This window comes from Chitinophaga sp. LS1, assembly GCF_034274695.1.
Lineage (GTDB): Bacteria > Bacteroidota > Bacteroidia > Chitinophagales > Chitinophagaceae > Chitinophaga.
The window spans coordinates 6,481,528-6,499,661 of the sequence record NZ_CP128362.1; the positions used below are offsets into that span (position 1 = coordinate 6,481,528).

The following is an 18,134-nucleotide window of genomic DNA, read 5'->3' on the forward strand; positions in this document are numbered from 1 at the left end:
AAAAGTGATTTGATTGATTTTAATTTTTCCGAAAGAATTTCATTGATTTTGATTTTTGCGCCATTATTGTGGCAGCATTTGCAGGTTGTAAGGTAATTGCTATCTTGTTCACGCCATTGCTCCTTCAGTACCTTCATTGGATACTAAATATGCCTTTACGGGCGCCTCTATAGTGCTTTAAAATGAAATGTACTCACCAGCATGCATGGAGTGTTAACCCTCCACGTCCCGCCCTCGACTATTGCAGGTATTTTTTGCCGGTTTGTTGTTGCTGCTTATTTTTCTTATTCACCTAAAGTTCAACTTGCTTATGAAACTATGGAAAGGTGAAGCCACCTGATATCCAAGGAACAAACTCTCTTGAAATATTTTCCATGTAATGGGCTAGTTTTCAACAGGATGGATTACCCTGTTTTACGGGTTCTCAGTGTGTCATCATCTATAAGAAAAGTAATAAGGTTTTTGCGAAGGTAATATATTTTTTTAGTCAACAAAGATTGCAGGACAATATTTTTTTCAATTCTGTTAGTAATTTATTGGATGAAAGACCAGCCAGGTTAAAATGCTTTCATTAATGCCAAAGTTCTGCTCGCTGTTACTGGAATCACTATTTAACTATGACTAAATCTAATATTGGATTTATGATAAGAAGGTTATTTAAAAAAGAACAACGACTTCCTGATTTCTTTCTGATTTCGAAAAATTGCTATGTCAGTACTTGTACCAATCACCCTCATCAAGGCTTCCCTTAGATCCCCGACATTGTCAATTCTTTTCCCATTCAAAAAGAGAATGACATCATTGGGCTGTAGTAATTTTGCTGCGGCAGTACCTGGCATAACCGATACGACCAACGCTCCCCTTGTTTCATCCATGCCCGTGGCAGACCGCTCCCCCAGCGTACGCAGGGTCTTTACCTTCGCGCCCATAAATTCAATGGCTTCATCCCCATCTGCATAATTTACTGCTACAATTGACGGCAGGGGAATCTTTTTTGCCAGTGCCTTCAGCTTAGGAGAAACAACGCCAAAACTATCCATTGGAAAGTTTTTAAAACCTATTTCAAAAGCTTTTGAACCATCCTTTAGCCTGAAATCGCCTTGTTCCGGATGCTGAAAATCAAGCGGAACGCATACAGAATGGCTATCTGTACCCCTTTCCCAGGCAGCTTTCAGCGACACTGAATCCGGAAAGACATTATAGTCAACCTCCTGCCCCCATACCTTAATGCCAATAGGCAGGTAACCGGTAGCAACAACATTATGTTTAAAAACATCGTTGCTGTTGTCAAACCACACATGCGGATGAAAGGTGTTATTAACCATAATATTATTTTCTACTACCCTGTTCACGCCTTCTCTAAGTTTTATGCCGCCGTTTAAACAAAGATTATCATAGATCCGGTAATTGCTGGAGCCATCGTCCAGATCGATATCCCAACCGTGATCGCAACGCATGCGGTTATGATGTAGCAAAATAGGGTCTACTACATCCAATAGTACAAGATCAAAGTTGGTAGCCACAATAGAGTCAAGTTTCTTCTTATCCGGGTGCCAGTACCGGTCCCGCCCCCAGGAATTAAAAGAGCCATGATCGCCGCTTTCTTTAACTGTATTGAATACATCATTATAGGCGATCTCATGTCCGCCCCAGGTTCCTTCACTAACATTTATACCGGCACGCGGAACGTCATAAATAGTATTATGGCTCGCAGTAATATGTCGGCACATTGACAGCTCAATGCCGGCTGATTGTTTTTCAACCATACCAAGGTTAAATAGCAGGTTATTGTATACACTGCATGATGCCGGATAATTATTGGTGCTGGGCCCGGGAGAGCGGTCCATCTCTTCCAATGGAACAAATTCGTTATACTCAAATCTGGGTGAACGTACCGCGGCAGGGTCGCCCACAAAACATACTGCGCTCGCGCCAATGTCGGAAATCAAACAGCCGGAGACCTCGCAATACCGGTTATAATTGTTAAAGAAGATGGCATTGCCTCCTACATCCCTGATTACACAGTCAGCTATCCCGCAATGAATCGCCCCGGTAAATAGAACGGCCCCTCCGCGGTAAATAGTCCAATCACTTCGCAACAATGGTTCTTTGTTCTCCATGAAAGTGCGCAGCGTATGCATGAGCGTAAGTCCACTAATTCGAATATTCTTCACGGGTGCAGCTTCGGTTCCTTTGAATTCAATGAGATGACGAATCCGGGGTGTTTCAAACGTTGCGGTCTTTATATCAAGCCCTTCTGGTGGATAATAATATAACAAACCGCTTTGCTTATCGTAGTACCATTCCCCGGGTGAATCCAGTTCCTCAAAAATGTTCTCTACAAAACGGTGGACGGGATGCATGCCCATACGCCTGTTATTCTGCCATCCGCCCTCAAGCATAAGTTCGCCCAGGCTATCCTTCCCTTTGATCAGATAATGAAAATCACCCCATTCCGAGCGGTGGAGCGCATGTACATAACCCCCACCAGGATTTTGCCAACGGGCAGTTCTTTCCTTGCTTAAAGCATCGGCTGCAGTCCCCCCCAGGAAGCGGGCCGACGAGTCATAATCAGGATAACGGGCCATATGTTGTAAGCGGCGATTAACGAATAGCTGGTCAAAAATAAGGTCTGGCCCTACCCTGGTTTGCCAAACACCACCTTTATATTTTCTCCACCGAAGGTTTTGCAACCGTACTCCCCCGCTGATAGTGACCGTTTCATTTTCAACATTGGTTATAGTGAGGATTTCACCATCTCCCCTGGAATCTGCCGGCGTAAAAACAATAGGGCTTTCCAGGTAATAAGTACCCCCAAAAAGCCTGATGATCACTTGCCCCTGGGTTGTCCGGGCGGCCGCAAGGGCTTTCGTAATAGACAAAAATGGCTGCTGTGGGGTTCCTGTATTAGTATCGCTACCATTGGATGAAACATAATAAGTGGTTTGTGAAAGAGCACATACCGGCAATACAAAAATCATTACATAAAATGCAACCACTATTCTGTTTATTTTAATCATCCCTATGTCTCTTTAGCCGTTTTTAAAAGAAATTATATAACTATTGCACCTTTATAGTTACTGTCGATCCCGGGAGAGTTTCTGAAATAGCCTTTAAGCGTATTTCTCCTGCGGCTTTACCTGATTGCACCAATACCTGGCAATAGCCGTTGAAAGCTCTTCGCTGATTTGTATTCTCCGGGTCGTGGCAGCTTGGATCGCCATTACCGGTTCCAATGATCTTGCCGGGTCCTTCAACAAAAAATTGAACATAATTATTAGCTGTAGGTACCACCCTTCCGATGCTATCTCTAATGGCTACATTTACAACCGCAACATCACAGCCATCAGCCTTTAAATAATCTACATCGCTTGCCAATGTCAATTTTTCGGGAGCTGTAGTTGTTTCTATCAGCTGACTGGCTACTTGCTGGCCGTTATTGTAGCCCCTTGCCTCAAGACTCCCGGGGTGATAAACTACTTCCCACTCAAAATATTCAAATGGTACGGCTTTCATCCTACCCACACTTTCCCCGTTAACAAATAGCGCTACTTCTTCACAATTGCTGTATCCCCTGATCTTTATTTTTTGTCCTACTTTTCCAGGCCAGTTCCAATGTGGGAAGACATGTACCAAAGGTGTGTCTGTCCAGGCAGCCTTGTAGGCATAATATCCGTCTTTCGGAAAACCGCATAAATCCATAATACCAAAATGGGAGCTAACACAGGGCCACCCATAAGGAGTGGGCTCTCCGCGGTAGTCAAATCCTGTCCATACAAAAGTGCCCCCTAAGAACGGGTACTGAACAATGTGTTTCCAATCCTGACCAGGTTGCAGCCCCCATCCTATCCCCAATCCAAAGTTGGAAACATAACCTAACCCTCCATTATCTTCATATTCGCCCCGGGTGGAAACATAGCTGGTAGACTCGGTAACAAACATTTTACGCCTGGGATATTGAAGATGGTCTTTCACGTACTGCATTCCCCTTTGACCATAGTTATAGCCTACTACATCCAGCACATCGCTATATCCACCTTCATTCCAACCGTGGTTCATGGCTGCCGACACGGGTCGCGTATCATCTAACTCATGTGCTACTTCCACAAGTGATTCAAGTATTCTTCTCCCTGTTACATTACCTTCCAGGGACTCCTCATTTTCCAGGTTCCACATAAATACCGAAGGATGATTACGGTCGCGGCGGATCATAGTTGTTAAATCCTCTTTCCCTTGTGCACTTGATGACAATAACCGGTTTTCATCTAATACCAACATGCCGATGCTATCACAGATATCGAGTAGCTCAGGTGTAGGCGGATGATGAGCGCAACGGTAGCCATTACTACCCATTTCTTTTAAAAGCTTTAGCTTATACGCGTTTAATTTATCAGGCAATGCCACACCCACACCAGCAAAATCCTGATGATTGGCAGTGCCTTTTATAGGATAAAGCTTTCCATTAAGGAAAAAGCCATTTGTGGTAATCTCCACTGTTCTTATGCCAAACGTGGTTTCATAATCATCAACGGCAATGCCATTTTCAACAATTTCAGTTTTCACTTTGTAAAGAGAGGGCGTTTCCGGTGACCAGAGCTGCGGTCTTACTACGTTAGCCTGCTGCTTTATAGTTAGCTTACTGTGTTTGGGTATTGACAGGGAGTTGCTTTGAGTGTTCAGCACCGTCCCGTTTTTAGCTAAAATTTTTGAAACGAGCGTAAATTTCCTATCGACATTATCATCATTTTGCAACGTGGTCCCGATACTCACGGTTGCTTTCTGAGCGGTAACAATGGGCGTTGTAATATGAGTACCATACTGGTCAACATGCAGTTTCGCGGTTTTAGTCAGCCAAACATGCCTGTAAATACCACAGCCCTCATACCACCATCCTTCAAAATCTGTTGCATCCACTTTCACCAGTATTACATTCTTTCCTTCCGTCCCGTATCGCAGCACATCTGTAAGATCGTAAGTGGAAGGTAGGTAACCACTTTCATGATTGCCCATAAGATGACCGTTCACCCAAACCGTACTGTTACGGAAAATACCATCAAAATCAATTGAGATCATCTTTCCTTCATCTCCTTCCGGTATCTCAAACTCTTTCCTGTAAAAACCTATACCTGCTGGCCGGTAACCATTACCGGCAGGCTGACTGCCAATGTTATCATCGTGCACAAAGGGCTCCCCCACCAACCAGTCGTGTGGCAGGTTTACATTCATCCAGTCACCAGGCTTATAATCTGCCACCTTATTCTTATCGGTATAAGCAATAACGGCTTCCTCCCCAGTCACTACTTTTACATTAGCGTCACTTAAGCCTCCCTGCTTTCCGGCTTTTACAGCACGCTTTATAGCAATGTCGCCTTTGTGAAACTGCCAGTCTTCATCAAAATTTATCCTCGCCCTTTTTACAGGAGTTCCCTCCGTTCGATGCTGTGCTGACAGGTAAAAATTACCTGTTAAGGTGAGTATAATTACCCCAATTGCTAAAACAAGAAATCTGTAAATCATAAATCTAATTCTAAAATTATTGTCCTCATAAACCCAGGTGCGGTTCTCCCCCACCCTGGCAAGCGGATAAGGCTTACCAGATTTATTTTGTGATCACGTCTACTTCCGCATATCCGGCATCATTATTACCATTCACCTCACGCACTGCGCGGAGTTTTATATAACGGGCATTTATCGGTGTAAAGCTTCTCGTTTGCCACAAAGGGTTGTTTTTTATATTTGGAAACTCTCCTTCATCTACCAGCTTCCACTCCGTATTATCGGTCGAAACAAAAAATTGATATTTTGCAATTGCACCCGTGGTATTTCCCTGGTCTGGCAGATATTTGAACCCACATAACTTTTGCTCACCTCCCAAATCGAGAACCAGATCAATGGGCATTTTTTCATTCTTGCTTTGATGCCACGCAGTAGATGGATTTCCATCCAGGATCAGGTTTGCCTTTTCATCGGCTAGTCCGACAATTCTCCAGTTCTTCCGGGAAATATCAAATTTTTCCCGGGACACAGGACTACTTTTACCAGTAGCTGGTTCATAGGCAATAGCACTTATTTCCAACTTCCCCTCTGAAGGAAAGGGACCCGTGTATTTTTTTGATTTTGAAGTAGGCTGCCCGCTAGCCAACGTGTAGTAAATAACCGACTCCATATCCGCCGGAGTGATGGTTACTTCACCAGATTGGTTTCTGGTAATAGAAGGAGCAGCAAGGATTTGCGGTGCATTGTAAATGCCGATATTGGAAATGACAGGGCAGCTTTTCGAACCAGTAATATTTAACCGAACCGCTGTTGCCTTTATCGCCGGAAAACGAAGGATACGCTTATACCCGATGGTCGTAGCTTTGGCCAGCTGCATCCAATGTCCATCAACAAGGGCCTCTACAGTGAAGGCTTTCACACGTTGTCCTAACCGGATATATTCCTGTACCAGGAAACGGTTGAACGTGGTTGGTTTACCAAAATCTATTGTTAGCGACGCGTTAGTCACATCATCATCAGTGGCCCAATAAGTATCGTTGCTATTATCAATAGACTTATCGGGGCCAAACTCGTTGGCATTTCCGCGAACATTGGTGGCACTCGCCTTCTTATTAGCAACCAGGTTCACAGCAAATGCTTCCTTTACAGCCCTGGCCAATCCGAGCGCTGCTTTTTCATCGTTTGGATGAATCAGTCCATTGGGCATAATCGGGAAATTAAGCAGTAATGTGCCATTGCGTCCGATGGAATTGTAGTACGTTTCCATTAATTGCGGCACCGTTTTTACCTGGCCATCTTCATGTGGATGATAGAACCATTCTGGTCTGATGGAAGTATTGACTTCGGCGGGCACCCAGGAATCCCCATTTTCCAGACCATGATGCAACATATTCCATTCCACCTCGCCTTTGGCATTTAGCAAACTCCAGTTCGTTTCGCCCACCAGGCCACCTTCAGTACCTACCCAGCGTAGATCGGCCCTGTCACCACCGTCATTCCATATTACGCAGTCAGGTTGTAGCCTGCGGATCAGCTTATAAGTATTCTGCCAGTCATAATAGGTAGTGCGGTCAATTGTGCGTGTTTCATTAGCGCCGCCATAGTATCCTGAACCACCATTGGCGCCGTCAAACCATACCTCGAAAATCGGTCCGTAGTTAGTGAGGAGTTCTGTCAGCTGATTCCGGAAGTAAGTGATATACTCCGGCTTTCCATAATCGGGGCTATTTCTATCCCAGGGTGATAGATAGATACCCAGTTTTAAGCCGTATTCTCTACAGGCATCTGCCAATTCCCGCACCACATCGCCATGGCCATTTTTCCATGGCGCATTTTTCACAGAATACTCCGTGTATTTAGATGGCCAGAGACAAAAACCGCAGTGATGCTTTACCGTAAGGATAATTCCTTTCATACCGGCATCCCTGCATATTCGGGCCCATTGGCGACAATCCAGTTTCAACGGATTAAATAACTTTACATCCTCATTGCCAAATCCCCATGATTGATCCGTATAAGTATTTAAGGAGAAATGGACAAAAGCATAGTATTTCATCTCCTGCCATCTCATTTGATTTTCTGTTGGCACCGGGCCATATGGATCCGGTGCCTTTTTCTGGGCATAGTTATTACTAATTGAACACAAGAAGAAAGCGACTCCACAAAGCCAATATTTCATCATATGAATAATCATATCAATATTATTTTGAACTAATTTATCTTAACAACCTTGAATGTTTTTACCCATTTTGCGGCTTCTACCCGAATTATATAAGTACCGGTTTTCAAGGAAGCGCCCATTGACATCAGGCTTGAAACCGAAGTACGTTTAACCGTTTCAAGCTGCCTGCCTGCAAGGTCGAATATAATAATACGTTTTACTTCCTCAGTTTTATCAATCGCTATATTAAAAGTTGACGTGAAAGGATTTGGGTATAATGAAACATGATGGTTGGTCTGCTGCAATAATAAAGAATCCGTAACCGTTGATTTCCGGGCCTGAGCAACAGTCCCTATTGTCCATAACTGATTATTACTGCTGCTTTCTGACCATTGCCCTGCATCAGTGCCGTTGGTATTCTGGCCCAGGCCGTCCAGGTATAATCCGGTAGCACGATTCTTCAGCTTGATATAACTTCCTGATGTAATCTGCTGCCATTGCTGGTTATAGCTGTTACTATTGCTCCATTGTCCCGCTATAGAGCCATTGGACGTTCTGCCCATGCCATCAAGATATAGGCCTGAAGCACGGTTTTTAATCTTTACATAGCCATCGTTAGTTTCCAGGGACCATTGCTGTGCATCACTGCCGCTGTTACTCCATTGCCCCACATTGGATCCATCGGAGTACCTGTACATACCATCCATCAGTAATCCGGTGGCACGGTTAGCCATTGTCACGTAAGTAACAGGAACAGTGGCTTTATTCAGCAGCATTGCCGTTGTAGAAAGAGCCGGCACAGTGATGGTAATTGAATTTGAGTTTGCCGCTACTGTATTTTGTTGAAGGGCATTTTGCGTGTGCGATACAAAACTTTCCGTTGCCGGTAAAGATGACAACTGCAACGTTTGGTAATTTCCATTGGCAACATCGAAGTTGCTTAAATTGATGGTAACAGTGCGGGAATTAGTCCTATCACGGTTTACGAGTATCACGGTTAAAGAGTCGGCATTTTCATTTACAGAAGAGTAAGCAGATACAGTATTTTCGAGTGAGGAAGTACTTAAAACACTATATTTCTTTGCATTCCTGCTAAAGAGGTGCAATGTTTCCCACATGCCAATAGACCAGTTCCAGGGAGAAAAGAATTCAACGCCATTGTTGCCAAATGTACCAAGATGCGAAGCATATATTACAGATTCAAGGCTTGGGTTACTGCTTGACATGGTCCCCCATTCGCTTATACCACATGTGATGCCATGGTTCGCGCCAAAATGTTCAGTCAGCCAGCCCTCGATACGCTTGAATATATATTGTTTTGTCAATGAGGCATCCCATCCGCCAGTGAGTGTTTTAATACCGTTTGAACCCGGATAGTCATATGTTGTATCATAATAAATCCGGTGCCCCTGCAGTGCAGCATCGTCATCGCTATTATACCAGGGATAGTTGTGAATATCTACTACATCAACCAGCTTGATACCGGTTGCTTTATACTCATCTCCAAGGCGTTTTATAAAATACTCAAGCCAGCAATAATACCTGCCATTTACGTAAATACTTTCATTTGACCATTTGTACCATTGCCATTCCGAAGTGGTAACAGGTCCGCAGAGCTTAATATCAGGATATAAAGCTTTGGCCTTTTTTGCCAGTGTAATGTAGTTATCCATAAAAGTTGCGGCAGAAATCTGCGTTGGCATGGCATAATCATGGGTACCACTCCAGATATCTACTTCATTATCCATATTCCAATATAAAAATTTATTTTTGTTTAGTCCTAAACCATTGGTTCCAAACCAGTGATTAAGGATTCCCACAGAAGAGTCGGCAGGCCATAGCTGTGTAAATAAATTAACATCGCCTTCTACCAACGCCTTACCGGAAGGGTCCTGCGTATTGGGTACACCTCCGCCGGCTAAATTCTGACCAACCCCGGCCCAATACTGGGATTGGTTGTAAGCCCAATCATCGAAGTTGTTATTGGTGTTGGATGCAGCTCTACCCAGTAATTGAAAGGCAAACATACCCTGTATATCAGGATAGTTGGCCGCAATGTTTTGTGCATATGCATCCCAATCCGTTCCATACACATTATTATACCAGTCCGGATGGACCGTAATTTTTTTACGCCAGTTGTAACATGTTGCGTTATTGCCTCCGTTCATACGGGCAAAACGTAAACCTGCGTCTTTATAAAATTGTACCGCCTTATCAAAGCCTTCGTTTCGGCCATATATGTATGGGGAAATCAAGCGTTTGTTTTGAGTCGGATTAATTGAAATGGTAACATTTTGTGCAATGGCTGTATAAAGTATAACGTGGCACAACAAAAGCAATATGGTTTTCTTACGCATTGTTTTGTTTTTTTACTAATTGTTTGCAATAGAATTTTCATCCAATAGTTCTGCCGCAATATCAACCTGGAACGGCGTCGTTTAATACTTATATCATTAAAGTTTGATCATATTCAAAAAGAAAACATCGTTCTCACGAATCTCCAACTCTTTTGTAAAAGGGACGCCGGCTTTTACAGCAATCATTTCCCTGGTAACGGGCGAACCATCGTTTTGCTTCTTTATTTGTTCTACTTCCTGCCTGTTTAGCTGTACCGGCTTGCCCAGGGCGAGATAACTGGAGTATGCATCATTGCTATGATAGCCTACTTTATATATTTCAAGTGCATACGTTCCATCAGGCACATTTACAATATTTACCTTCAGTTTTCCTTTTGATTTTGAAGGAAGATCGCGGATATAATATTGCTGGTTATGTACGGAATCTCCTGGATGAGTATTGGTAAAATCCCATGCCAGCGCCTGGATATTTCCTGTGGAATCCCTGCATACCCATGAAGTGGAATCGTTATTGACCAATTCAATACTCCCCAGCCTGTTCATAAACTGGTATGCATAGAACACCGGTTTGTTGATGCCCTGTGTGTTCAGCATACCGAAGCCTCCGTGAAACGGCGTAAAACGCGGTCCTGGCTCTTCGAAAATGTCAGTAAATACCCAATATGACATTGAATTGGCCGCCTTTCCTACCTGCTTTATTTTTTGCAGCACATAGGCAGCTTCATGATAGCTGTCGTGGATAGGATCAGCCGGGGTATAAGAAGCGCTCCATTCAGTGTAATGAAGCTCCAGGTGAGGCATAGTGGAACTGTCAATTTCCTTCCGCGATTGGAGTACATCCCCGCTAACGCTCATGGGATTTTTATCAAGTACGGTACCTGAGTTCCCAAATTCATCGAGATATCCCTGCTTTACGCCATAGGCGTGGGTGCTGATGAAATCTATCGGCACATTATTTTTTTCACAAAAGGCAATCATTTCCGGCTCCCAGGCAGCTCCGGCTGTTCCCGGACCACCAACGCGATAAGAGGAATTAACGCTTTTAATAGCCTTCGCGCTGTAGGTATATAATTTGAAGTAGTCTTCCTGTGTTCCTGCCCAGAAACCATCCAGGTTAGGCTCGTTCCAGACTTCGAAATACCAGGTTTTTACTTCCTCAGCGCCATAACGTTCCGTAAAATGCCGGGTAAGATCCTTCACCAATGCGGCCCATTTTTCGTAATCCTTTGGCGGGGTTACATTACCCCGCCACCAGAAGATAGTTTTGGACCCGCTGGCCAGCGCAGTAGGCATAAAGCCTAACTCAACAAAGGGCTTCATGCCTATGCTATGTAAAAAGTCGAATAAAACATCGATGTACATATAGTTGTACATCGGGTTGCCCTTACTGTCGACAGTATAAACCGCCATGTCGTCTGTCAACAGGCCATGCATACGGATATACCTGAAACCGCATTCTTTTTTTACATAGGCAAGCTGCTGCTGCCAGTCTGCCCGAAGTCCTTCGTTCGCACGGCCTGCGCCAACACAGTCATTAAACATCGTGTTCAGCTTTCCCGATGTTTTGTTAAAATCAATATTGATAACCCTTTCCGGGATGATTGGCGGTTGCTGTTTTTTTGTTTGGGCAACCAATATGTCAGAAATGGATAAAAGCAGTAGTGTCAATAACAATAAAATTCCTTTCATTTTTTAATATTTTAACTTTTGTTATAATTACTCACTCCAGACCAGCACTCCACCAGGCGCTAATATTTTATCGCCCACAATAATATTGGCTGTTTGCCCCATATTCATTGTATAATTCTCCGAAGAATAATTTACGGCCACATAAAAGCCATCCCGCCAATAAACAAATACGCCAGGGGGATAATTTTCAGTGGTAATACCTGCTCTGTTATAAATCTGTTTCAGAATGTCCGCTTCCAGTTTAGCATCATCCGTATCCACACCTATATAGGTAACAGTACCTTTGCCAACCTTATGTTTCACTACTGCTGCTTTTCCGCTGTAAAACTGGTTATCAAATACGGCGAGTGTTTCTGTATGCTTATCAGGTGCAAGTAAATCGGCCCAGTTATTCCAACTGTAATGAGTAGTACCCATCAGGAGATCGCCTTTGGCGTTACCAGAAAGCATATCTGTTGCTTTCACCTGTGCACCTATCAGTCCTGATATAGGAGCGGCGCATTCGGCCTCCCAGAAATGTCCCATGCGATCTTTGGTGGCTGTACGGCAGGTAAGAATCAGGTGCCCTCCGTTTGCTGCGTATTCCTGCCACTTCTTTATCAAAGCACTATCCACCATCTCATAGGCCGGAACAATCACAAATTTGTACTTCGACAAATCAGCCGTCTCCGGGATCACATCTACAGGGGCACCAAATGACTTTGCTATTTCCAGGAATTTAATCGGATAATTCCAGGTATCCCATTGCGAGGTCTGTTTTTGCCGGTCAATCGTCCAGTAATTTTCCAGGTTCCAGAGAATAGCTGTTGACCGGGCAACCAGTTTTTCAGGCATGGAAATTCCAGGCTTATATCGTTTCCGCAGTTCTTTTATTTCTTTCATGTATTGCATGTATTCCTCTCCACCTTGCGAAGGGGTTATACCATCTGTTTGTATTACACCCGCATGGTATTGCTCCGCGCTATAATTGATCTGACGGAACCGGTAGGAACAGGCAAGCTTTCCGCCCGCTGCAAAAGTGTGGTATAGCCACATTCGTACAGTACCGGGTAACAGCAATGGGTTGTAACTGCCCCAGTTTACCGGGCCGGGTTGAATTTCCATTACTCCCGACACGCTCCCTACTGATTTATAATATTCAGCCGCAAACAGGATAACGCTGCTGTTTCCCAGCCTGAATCCAAGGTCACCAATATTATGGGTACCTCCATTTGGATAAGCGGTATACGTCGCAAAATCCAGCTGTTTTGTCCGCCGCGGATCAGCACCCGTGGATACTGCTGTATAATTGGTCGTCACAAACTGGTCCTTCGAAATGAAGCGTCGTAGTGTAGCTGCCTGAAAATCGAGGAATTCCGCCTGGGCGTCGGCCGAATACCTTTTAAAATCAAGCAAAGCATGAGGGCTATTGCCCCACCAGCCCACCAGGGTGGTATTGGGAATGATAACCTGGTTGAAGTCGTTGTACCACTGACTCCAGAAGGCAGTTCCCCAGGCGGTATTCAGCGCATCTATGGTGTTGTATTTGTTTTTTAGCCACTGCCTGAATGCTTCCTGAGAAGCCGGACTGTAATCAGGTTTGGCATCAGGCTCATTATCAAGTTGCCAGCCAATCACATTTTTATGTTGTCCGTAACGCCTGGCCATTTCAACTACAATTGTTTCTACAAACTTGCGATAGCCAGGATGAACGATTGATCCTAATCCACGGGTGCCATGCTCTCCACGGATATAATGACCGTCCATCACAAAAGTTTCCGGATAATTTGTCCTCATCCAGGCTGGCGTGGTGGCGGAAGGAGTACACATCACCACTTTCAGGTTGTATTTGGTACAGAGGGCTATCACCTTATCCAACCATGCAAACTCAAATTCCCCTTCTTCCGGCTCCATTTTAAACCACGCAAATTCAGCCAGGTGTACAAACTCATAGCCCATACCTGCAATTTTCTTTATATCCCTCTCCCACTGGTTTTCGTTCCAATGCTCAGGATAGTAATAGATGCCGGTCGTTGTGAGATTCTTCTCCTGAAAAAAAGGATTGACTACCTGTGCGGTCGCATTCAATCCTACGATCAAAATGGTGATAATAACAAGTATAGAAAATTTATTCATCTGAAGATTTTTTAATGACCACCGGCAACAAGGGCATCAATTGTACGTTTATCAAGCACTGTATTATTTCTCCTGTCCAAAGCACCGCCTGTATCCCAGAAAAAGGGTTTCATACCATTGGCAAGTGCCTGTTTGGTTACATAGGTCAACCAATAATCCACCGCGTCGTTGTGAGTGGCTGGATCTTTAGGAACATACTTACTCCCGTTTCGCCTGTAGGCTCCATATTCGCCCAATATAACAGGAATTTGTTTGTCAGTGAATTTGGTCTTCATACTACCAAAGGATTTGTTTACGTCACTTTCTTCTCCGAAGGTGGCATTCCGATCAGGTTCAATGGTAGAATGATGTCCTGCCCCCCAGTAATAGCATACTTTACCCCAGGACGCATCTTCTTCCATTAAACAGAACTGGTATGGTGTATAGTAGTGGACTTCCACCATCATGCGATCTTTCACGATATCTGTGGGGAGTGTATTCATCAGGTTATTGGTTTTGTCAATATCCGTTGACGGCCCCTGGACCACAAGAACCCGGTAGCTGTTACGTCCACCAGTGGAGCGAACTGCATTGATGAAGGTTTGATGATACCCGGTGAGTATTTCCATTTGCTCCGCATTTTCAGCCGGAGGTTCATTGGCGCTGGCAAACATCAGGTGCTCATCAAAATCACGCATGGTGGTCGCAATCTGTTCCCAGAATGCTTTTTGTTTGGCATTGACTGAATCCTGCTTTGCCTTGTTGATATTGTGATCCAGCCAGCCGCCATCCCAGTGAATATTGAGTAAAACGTACATGTCATTATTTACACAATATTGAACCACCAGTTTTACCCGGTCGAGCCATGCATCCTGGATCTTAGCGGTTGCTTTGTCGGAATGCTGGTTCCACGAAACCGGAAGACGGATGGCATTAAATCCCTGCTGTTTTACAAATTGAATATAACTTTCACTAATCAAAGGATTGCCCCACGCAGTTTCTCCTCCAATAGCTTCCATGGTATTGCCAATGTTCCAGCCCAGTTTAAATTTAGCGGCCAACTGTACTGCGGTACTTTCCATACCGGTTGAATTGGCTGGAGCAGGTGATGTGTTGTAGCCAGGATATAAACTACTGGCTTGTGAGATGTTAATCCTGCGCATCTGGCTATTTCCTGCATTCACCACCAGTACAGCCGATCTGGTCGCGCCAGTGGTATTGGGCTTGGTCGTCAACCGGACGGAAGCCTGGCTACCATTACCGGTAGACTGACTTAACGCCAACCAGGCAGAAGCAGGATTATTAATAGTCCATTCTACGTTACTGGAGATCGTTACATCAGAGGCGCCTCCATCTGCCTCAAAAACAATTTCAGATAAGGAAACCGCTACTTCAGGCGTAATTACGCTCTTTTTACTACAATAGGAAAACATTACAACGGAAATCATTAATCCGATAAATCCACACAAACCTCTGGTTGTCATATTTATGATATTTGGTTAAAAATTTCGATACTATTGAATCTTAACTACCCTGATATTATCGATGGCGGCATGTAAACCTGAGGCCGAAGGAGAGGCAGAAAAATTTCTGGTATGGATATTTACAGATCCATTGGCCGAACTGCCCAGCAAAGTGGTCAGGTTTTCAGCTGCCGCACCTTTACCGTCATTGGTCCTGAACATTGATAATGGAATGGTGACAGTACGCCAACCCTTTGTTGTAAAAGGAGAAATGGTGCCATCTGAGCCTTGCCAAGGCTCATAGCGAGCCATATAGTCAAATGAGTTCCCTTTTACTACATAAACAGAAGTGCCTGTCCATGCAGCAGGAACACTGATCTCAAACTTAATAGCGTATTGATCAACCGGAACAGCTAAACTGTCCTGAGGAATCCACTGTACATCGTTGGTATTTATACTCCGTTGCCAATTCCACCAGTTGCCATCGCCGGCAGGCAGAATATCATTGTTTAATACAGCATAATAGCCCCTGTTACCTGGGAAATTGACGCTGCTATTATCTGTGCCGGTACCCCAACTTAAAGTATTGATATTATCAAAATCACAGAGAACGCCGGTCACAGGATCGTTTACATTAAAGGTAGTGAACACCGTACCGGATTTAGTGCTGATCTCTACGGGTCCACTATGTGAAAGCGCCGGCAGTACAAATCCGATGGATGTACCATTACTGGCTGATGTATATTCGGTAATTGGCGTACCGGCAAAAGTTATTTCGTTTATAAAAAACAGATTTAACCCGGAGATATAAACGGAATCCCCCTCGTGGGCATTTTCGTTGGAAATGCTGCTAATAGTGGGCGGAGGCGCCACGATGGCAAATGAAAAAGTGGTAGTTCCGTGTTTGGTAACATAGCTGATAGTATTCAGGCTTTCCGCAGGTACCGATGGAAACGGTATTATATCGGGTACCAATACGGTAGCACTGGTATCTGAAAACATGATGCTATTGATAGTGGCGGGTATGCCATTGAAGGAGATCTGTACGGCATCCTTTAAGTTATGTCCTATCAACACCACCCATTGACCGGTAGTGATGGAATTAACAAGCGTATCAGCAGGAGAAGCTGCATAATTTCTAACGTTTGTTATGACAGGTGCGCCATCCAAAGAATCCTTCTTACAGGCAGCATGCAACAGGGCAAAAGCAGCAGTAAGCGCCCAAAACAGCCACTTGGGATAATCCTGGTTGAATATTATTTTATTCACGGTATAATAGTTTTAGTAATTATTAATAATAAGATACCGGAGCTTCCAGCAGTTTAGGATTGGCAGTCACCTCTGAAGAAGGTATGGGAAAAGTGAAGCTTTGAATGGTAGCAGGCGTAACAGCGCCAAATGGATCTTTTGGTGTTACCACACCATCCGAAATGGAAAATGTTACACGACTTTCCCCATTTAATTTGCTGATGGCTTTGGCAGCGTTATAATAAGATAACCTAACCAGGTCTATCCAATATTGTCCCTCTGCCGCGAGTTCAATTCTTCTCTCAATTATCAGGCTGTCAATATCTATCATAGGGGCTGGATCCATTCCGGCTCTTTCACGAACTTTGTTAAAGTAAAGCAGCGCGTCGCCGTCTGCAGTAACACTGCTGTTACCAAGTATTGATTCTGCATAAATGAGGTAAACATCCGCCAGTCTTAATAAAGCATTATGTTCTGTAGAGGAAGTCAGGTTCATCGTTGGTGCATTGTTATCTTTGTTTGTACCAATAACATGTTTTTTCAATCCTGCATCTCCCCCAAATTTATATCCTCCGCCTGCTGCGTTCAACTCAGGGTAATAATCTCCTTTAATCATAAAAGTTGCCTTCCGCCTTATAGAATCCCGTGTGGCGTAAAGATTATACATATCCACGGTTGGGGCGATAGCAAACCAGCCCGCCGAGCCATTGGCAGATATTTCTGTACCTCCCGGAGAATAGATCTGCAGCATATTTCCTTCCAGCCAACCTCCTCCCGGAGCCCATTGCAATGCAAACAATGATTCCGGATTGTCGTTAAACTGGGTTTTAAAGATGTCGGCATAGTTAGCTACCAATGCGAGGCCACTGTTCTTACATACATTCCCGGCGTATTTTCTTGCACTATCCAGGTAAGCCTGGTTCCTGGTACCTCCGGACTGATTTAATCCGGATGCTGTCAGATAAACCTTACTTAACATACCTTGTGCTGACCACGTAGTTACTCTTCCGGCGGCATCGGTAGTTGGGAGATGCCCGGCTGCAAAAGTCAGGTCATTGATGGCGAACTTATAGACGTCCTCCGTTTTTATACGATTAACCAGTGGAGATAAAATCAGTTTACTGTTATCTTCAATAACGGGTACAGCCCCCCATAATACCGCCAGATTATAATACGCAAATCCACGTATAAAACGGGCTTCAGCGATAGCAGCATTCTTATCCACGTCTGGAATTGAAGCCGGCGCCTTTTGAATAATAGCATTAATGGTAACATTACAATGTGCAATGACTTTATACATTCCTTTCCAGTTGGCAATCATGATGCCGTTTAATCCGGTAATAGTAAAAGTATTAAGCTGTACAGCATCTCCCCAGAAATTAACTGCCATATTTCCACTCAGCACATCGCCAACAGGTAAATAACAATTATAATTCCAGTCAGCCCATGGTGTACCTGCATACAATGCAGCAGTTGCCAACCGAAGATCATCGGAAGTTTGATAAAAATTATCAGCACTTATCTGCGACAGGGGCGGACGATCCAAAAAGCTTTTGGAGCATCCTGTCATAGCTATCGTAATTAACAGCAAGACAATAATTTTATTCAATATTGATCTCATAACTA

9 protein-coding genes are annotated in these 18,134 nt (G+C 44.1%); all 9 read right to left on the reverse strand.

Annotated features, from left to right (window positions below; translation table 11 throughout):
* Window positions 1-653: 653 nt before the first annotated feature.
* A complete protein-coding gene (locus tag QQL36_RS26575; RefSeq protein WP_321567335.1) occupies window positions 654-3,020 on the reverse strand; it encodes a right-handed parallel beta-helix repeat-containing protein in 2,367 nt (788 codons plus the stop codon).
* A gap of 40 nt (window positions 3,021-3,060) precedes the next feature.
* Window positions 3,061-5,517: a beta-galactosidase GalA gene (gene galA, locus QQL36_RS26580; RefSeq protein ID WP_321567336.1), complete on the reverse strand. Its 2,457-nt coding sequence runs from the start codon at window positions 5,515-5,517 to the stop codon at window positions 3,061-3,063.
* An 82-nt stretch (window positions 5,518-5,599) separates the two neighbouring features.
* Window positions 5,600-7,690: an alpha-L-fucosidase gene (locus QQL36_RS26585; RefSeq protein ID WP_321567337.1), complete on the reverse strand. Its 2,091-nt coding sequence runs from the start codon at window positions 7,688-7,690 to the stop codon at window positions 5,600-5,602.
* Window positions 7,691-7,707: 17 nt separating this feature from the next.
* Entirely contained in the window at window positions 7,708-10,014 is a 2,307-nt protein-coding gene (locus tag QQL36_RS26590; RefSeq protein ID WP_321567338.1) for a glycoside hydrolase family 44 protein, read from the reverse strand.
* 96 nt (window positions 10,015-10,110) lie between these two features.
* The gene (locus tag QQL36_RS26595; protein WP_321567339.1) at window positions 10,111-11,703 is read right to left on the reverse strand and encodes a GH39 family glycosyl hydrolase; all 1,593 of its coding nucleotides are present in this window, start codon (window positions 11,701-11,703) and stop codon (window positions 10,111-10,113) included.
* A 27-nt stretch (window positions 11,704-11,730) separates the two neighbouring features.
* On the reverse strand, window positions 11,731-13,818 hold the full coding sequence (locus QQL36_RS26600; RefSeq protein ID WP_321567340.1) for a beta-galactosidase: 2,088 nt from the start codon (window positions 13,816-13,818) through the stop codon (window positions 11,731-11,733).
* Between the two features lie 11 nt (window positions 13,819-13,829).
* A complete protein-coding gene (locus QQL36_RS26605) occupies window positions 13,830-15,281 on the reverse strand; it encodes a cellulase family glycosylhydrolase (protein WP_321567341.1) in 1,452 nt (483 codons plus the stop codon).
* 30 nt (window positions 15,282-15,311) lie between these two features.
* A complete protein-coding gene (locus QQL36_RS26610; RefSeq protein ID WP_321567342.1) occupies window positions 15,312-16,529 on the reverse strand; it encodes a glycan-binding surface protein in 1,218 nt (405 codons plus the stop codon).
* A gap of 22 nt (window positions 16,530-16,551) precedes the next feature.
* Window positions 16,552-18,078: a RagB/SusD family nutrient uptake outer membrane protein gene (locus QQL36_RS26615; RefSeq protein ID WP_321567343.1), complete on the reverse strand. Its 1,527-nt coding sequence runs from the start codon at window positions 18,076-18,078 to the stop codon at window positions 16,552-16,554.
* Window positions 18,079-18,134: the final 56 nt, after the last annotated feature.

Coding starts and splice junctions, on each gene's coding strand:
- QQL36_RS26575 (WP_321567335.1), bottom strand. CDS start 3,020: ATGATTAAAATAAACAGAATAGTGGTTGCATTTTATGTAATGATTTTT.
- galA (WP_321567336.1), bottom strand. CDS start 5,517: ATGATTTACAGATTTCTTGTTTTAGCAATTGGGGTAATTATACTCACC.
- QQL36_RS26585 (WP_321567337.1), bottom strand. CDS start 7,690: ATGATTATTCATATGATGAAATATTGGCTTTGTGGAGTCGCTTTCTTC.
- QQL36_RS26590 (WP_321567338.1), bottom strand. CDS start 10,014: ATGCGTAAGAAAACCATATTGCTTTTGTTGTGCCACGTTATACTTTAT.
- QQL36_RS26595 (WP_321567339.1), bottom strand. CDS start 11,703: ATGAAAGGAATTTTATTGTTATTGACACTACTGCTTTTATCCATTTCT.
- QQL36_RS26600 (WP_321567340.1), bottom strand. CDS start 13,818: ATGAATAAATTTTCTATACTTGTTATTATCACCATTTTGATCGTAGGA.
- QQL36_RS26605 (WP_321567341.1), bottom strand. CDS start 15,281: ATGACAACCAGAGGTTTGTGTGGATTTATCGGATTAATGATTTCCGTT.
- QQL36_RS26615 (WP_321567343.1), bottom strand. CDS start 18,078: ATGACAGGATGCTCCAAAAGCTTTTTGGATCGTCCGCCCCTGTCGCAG.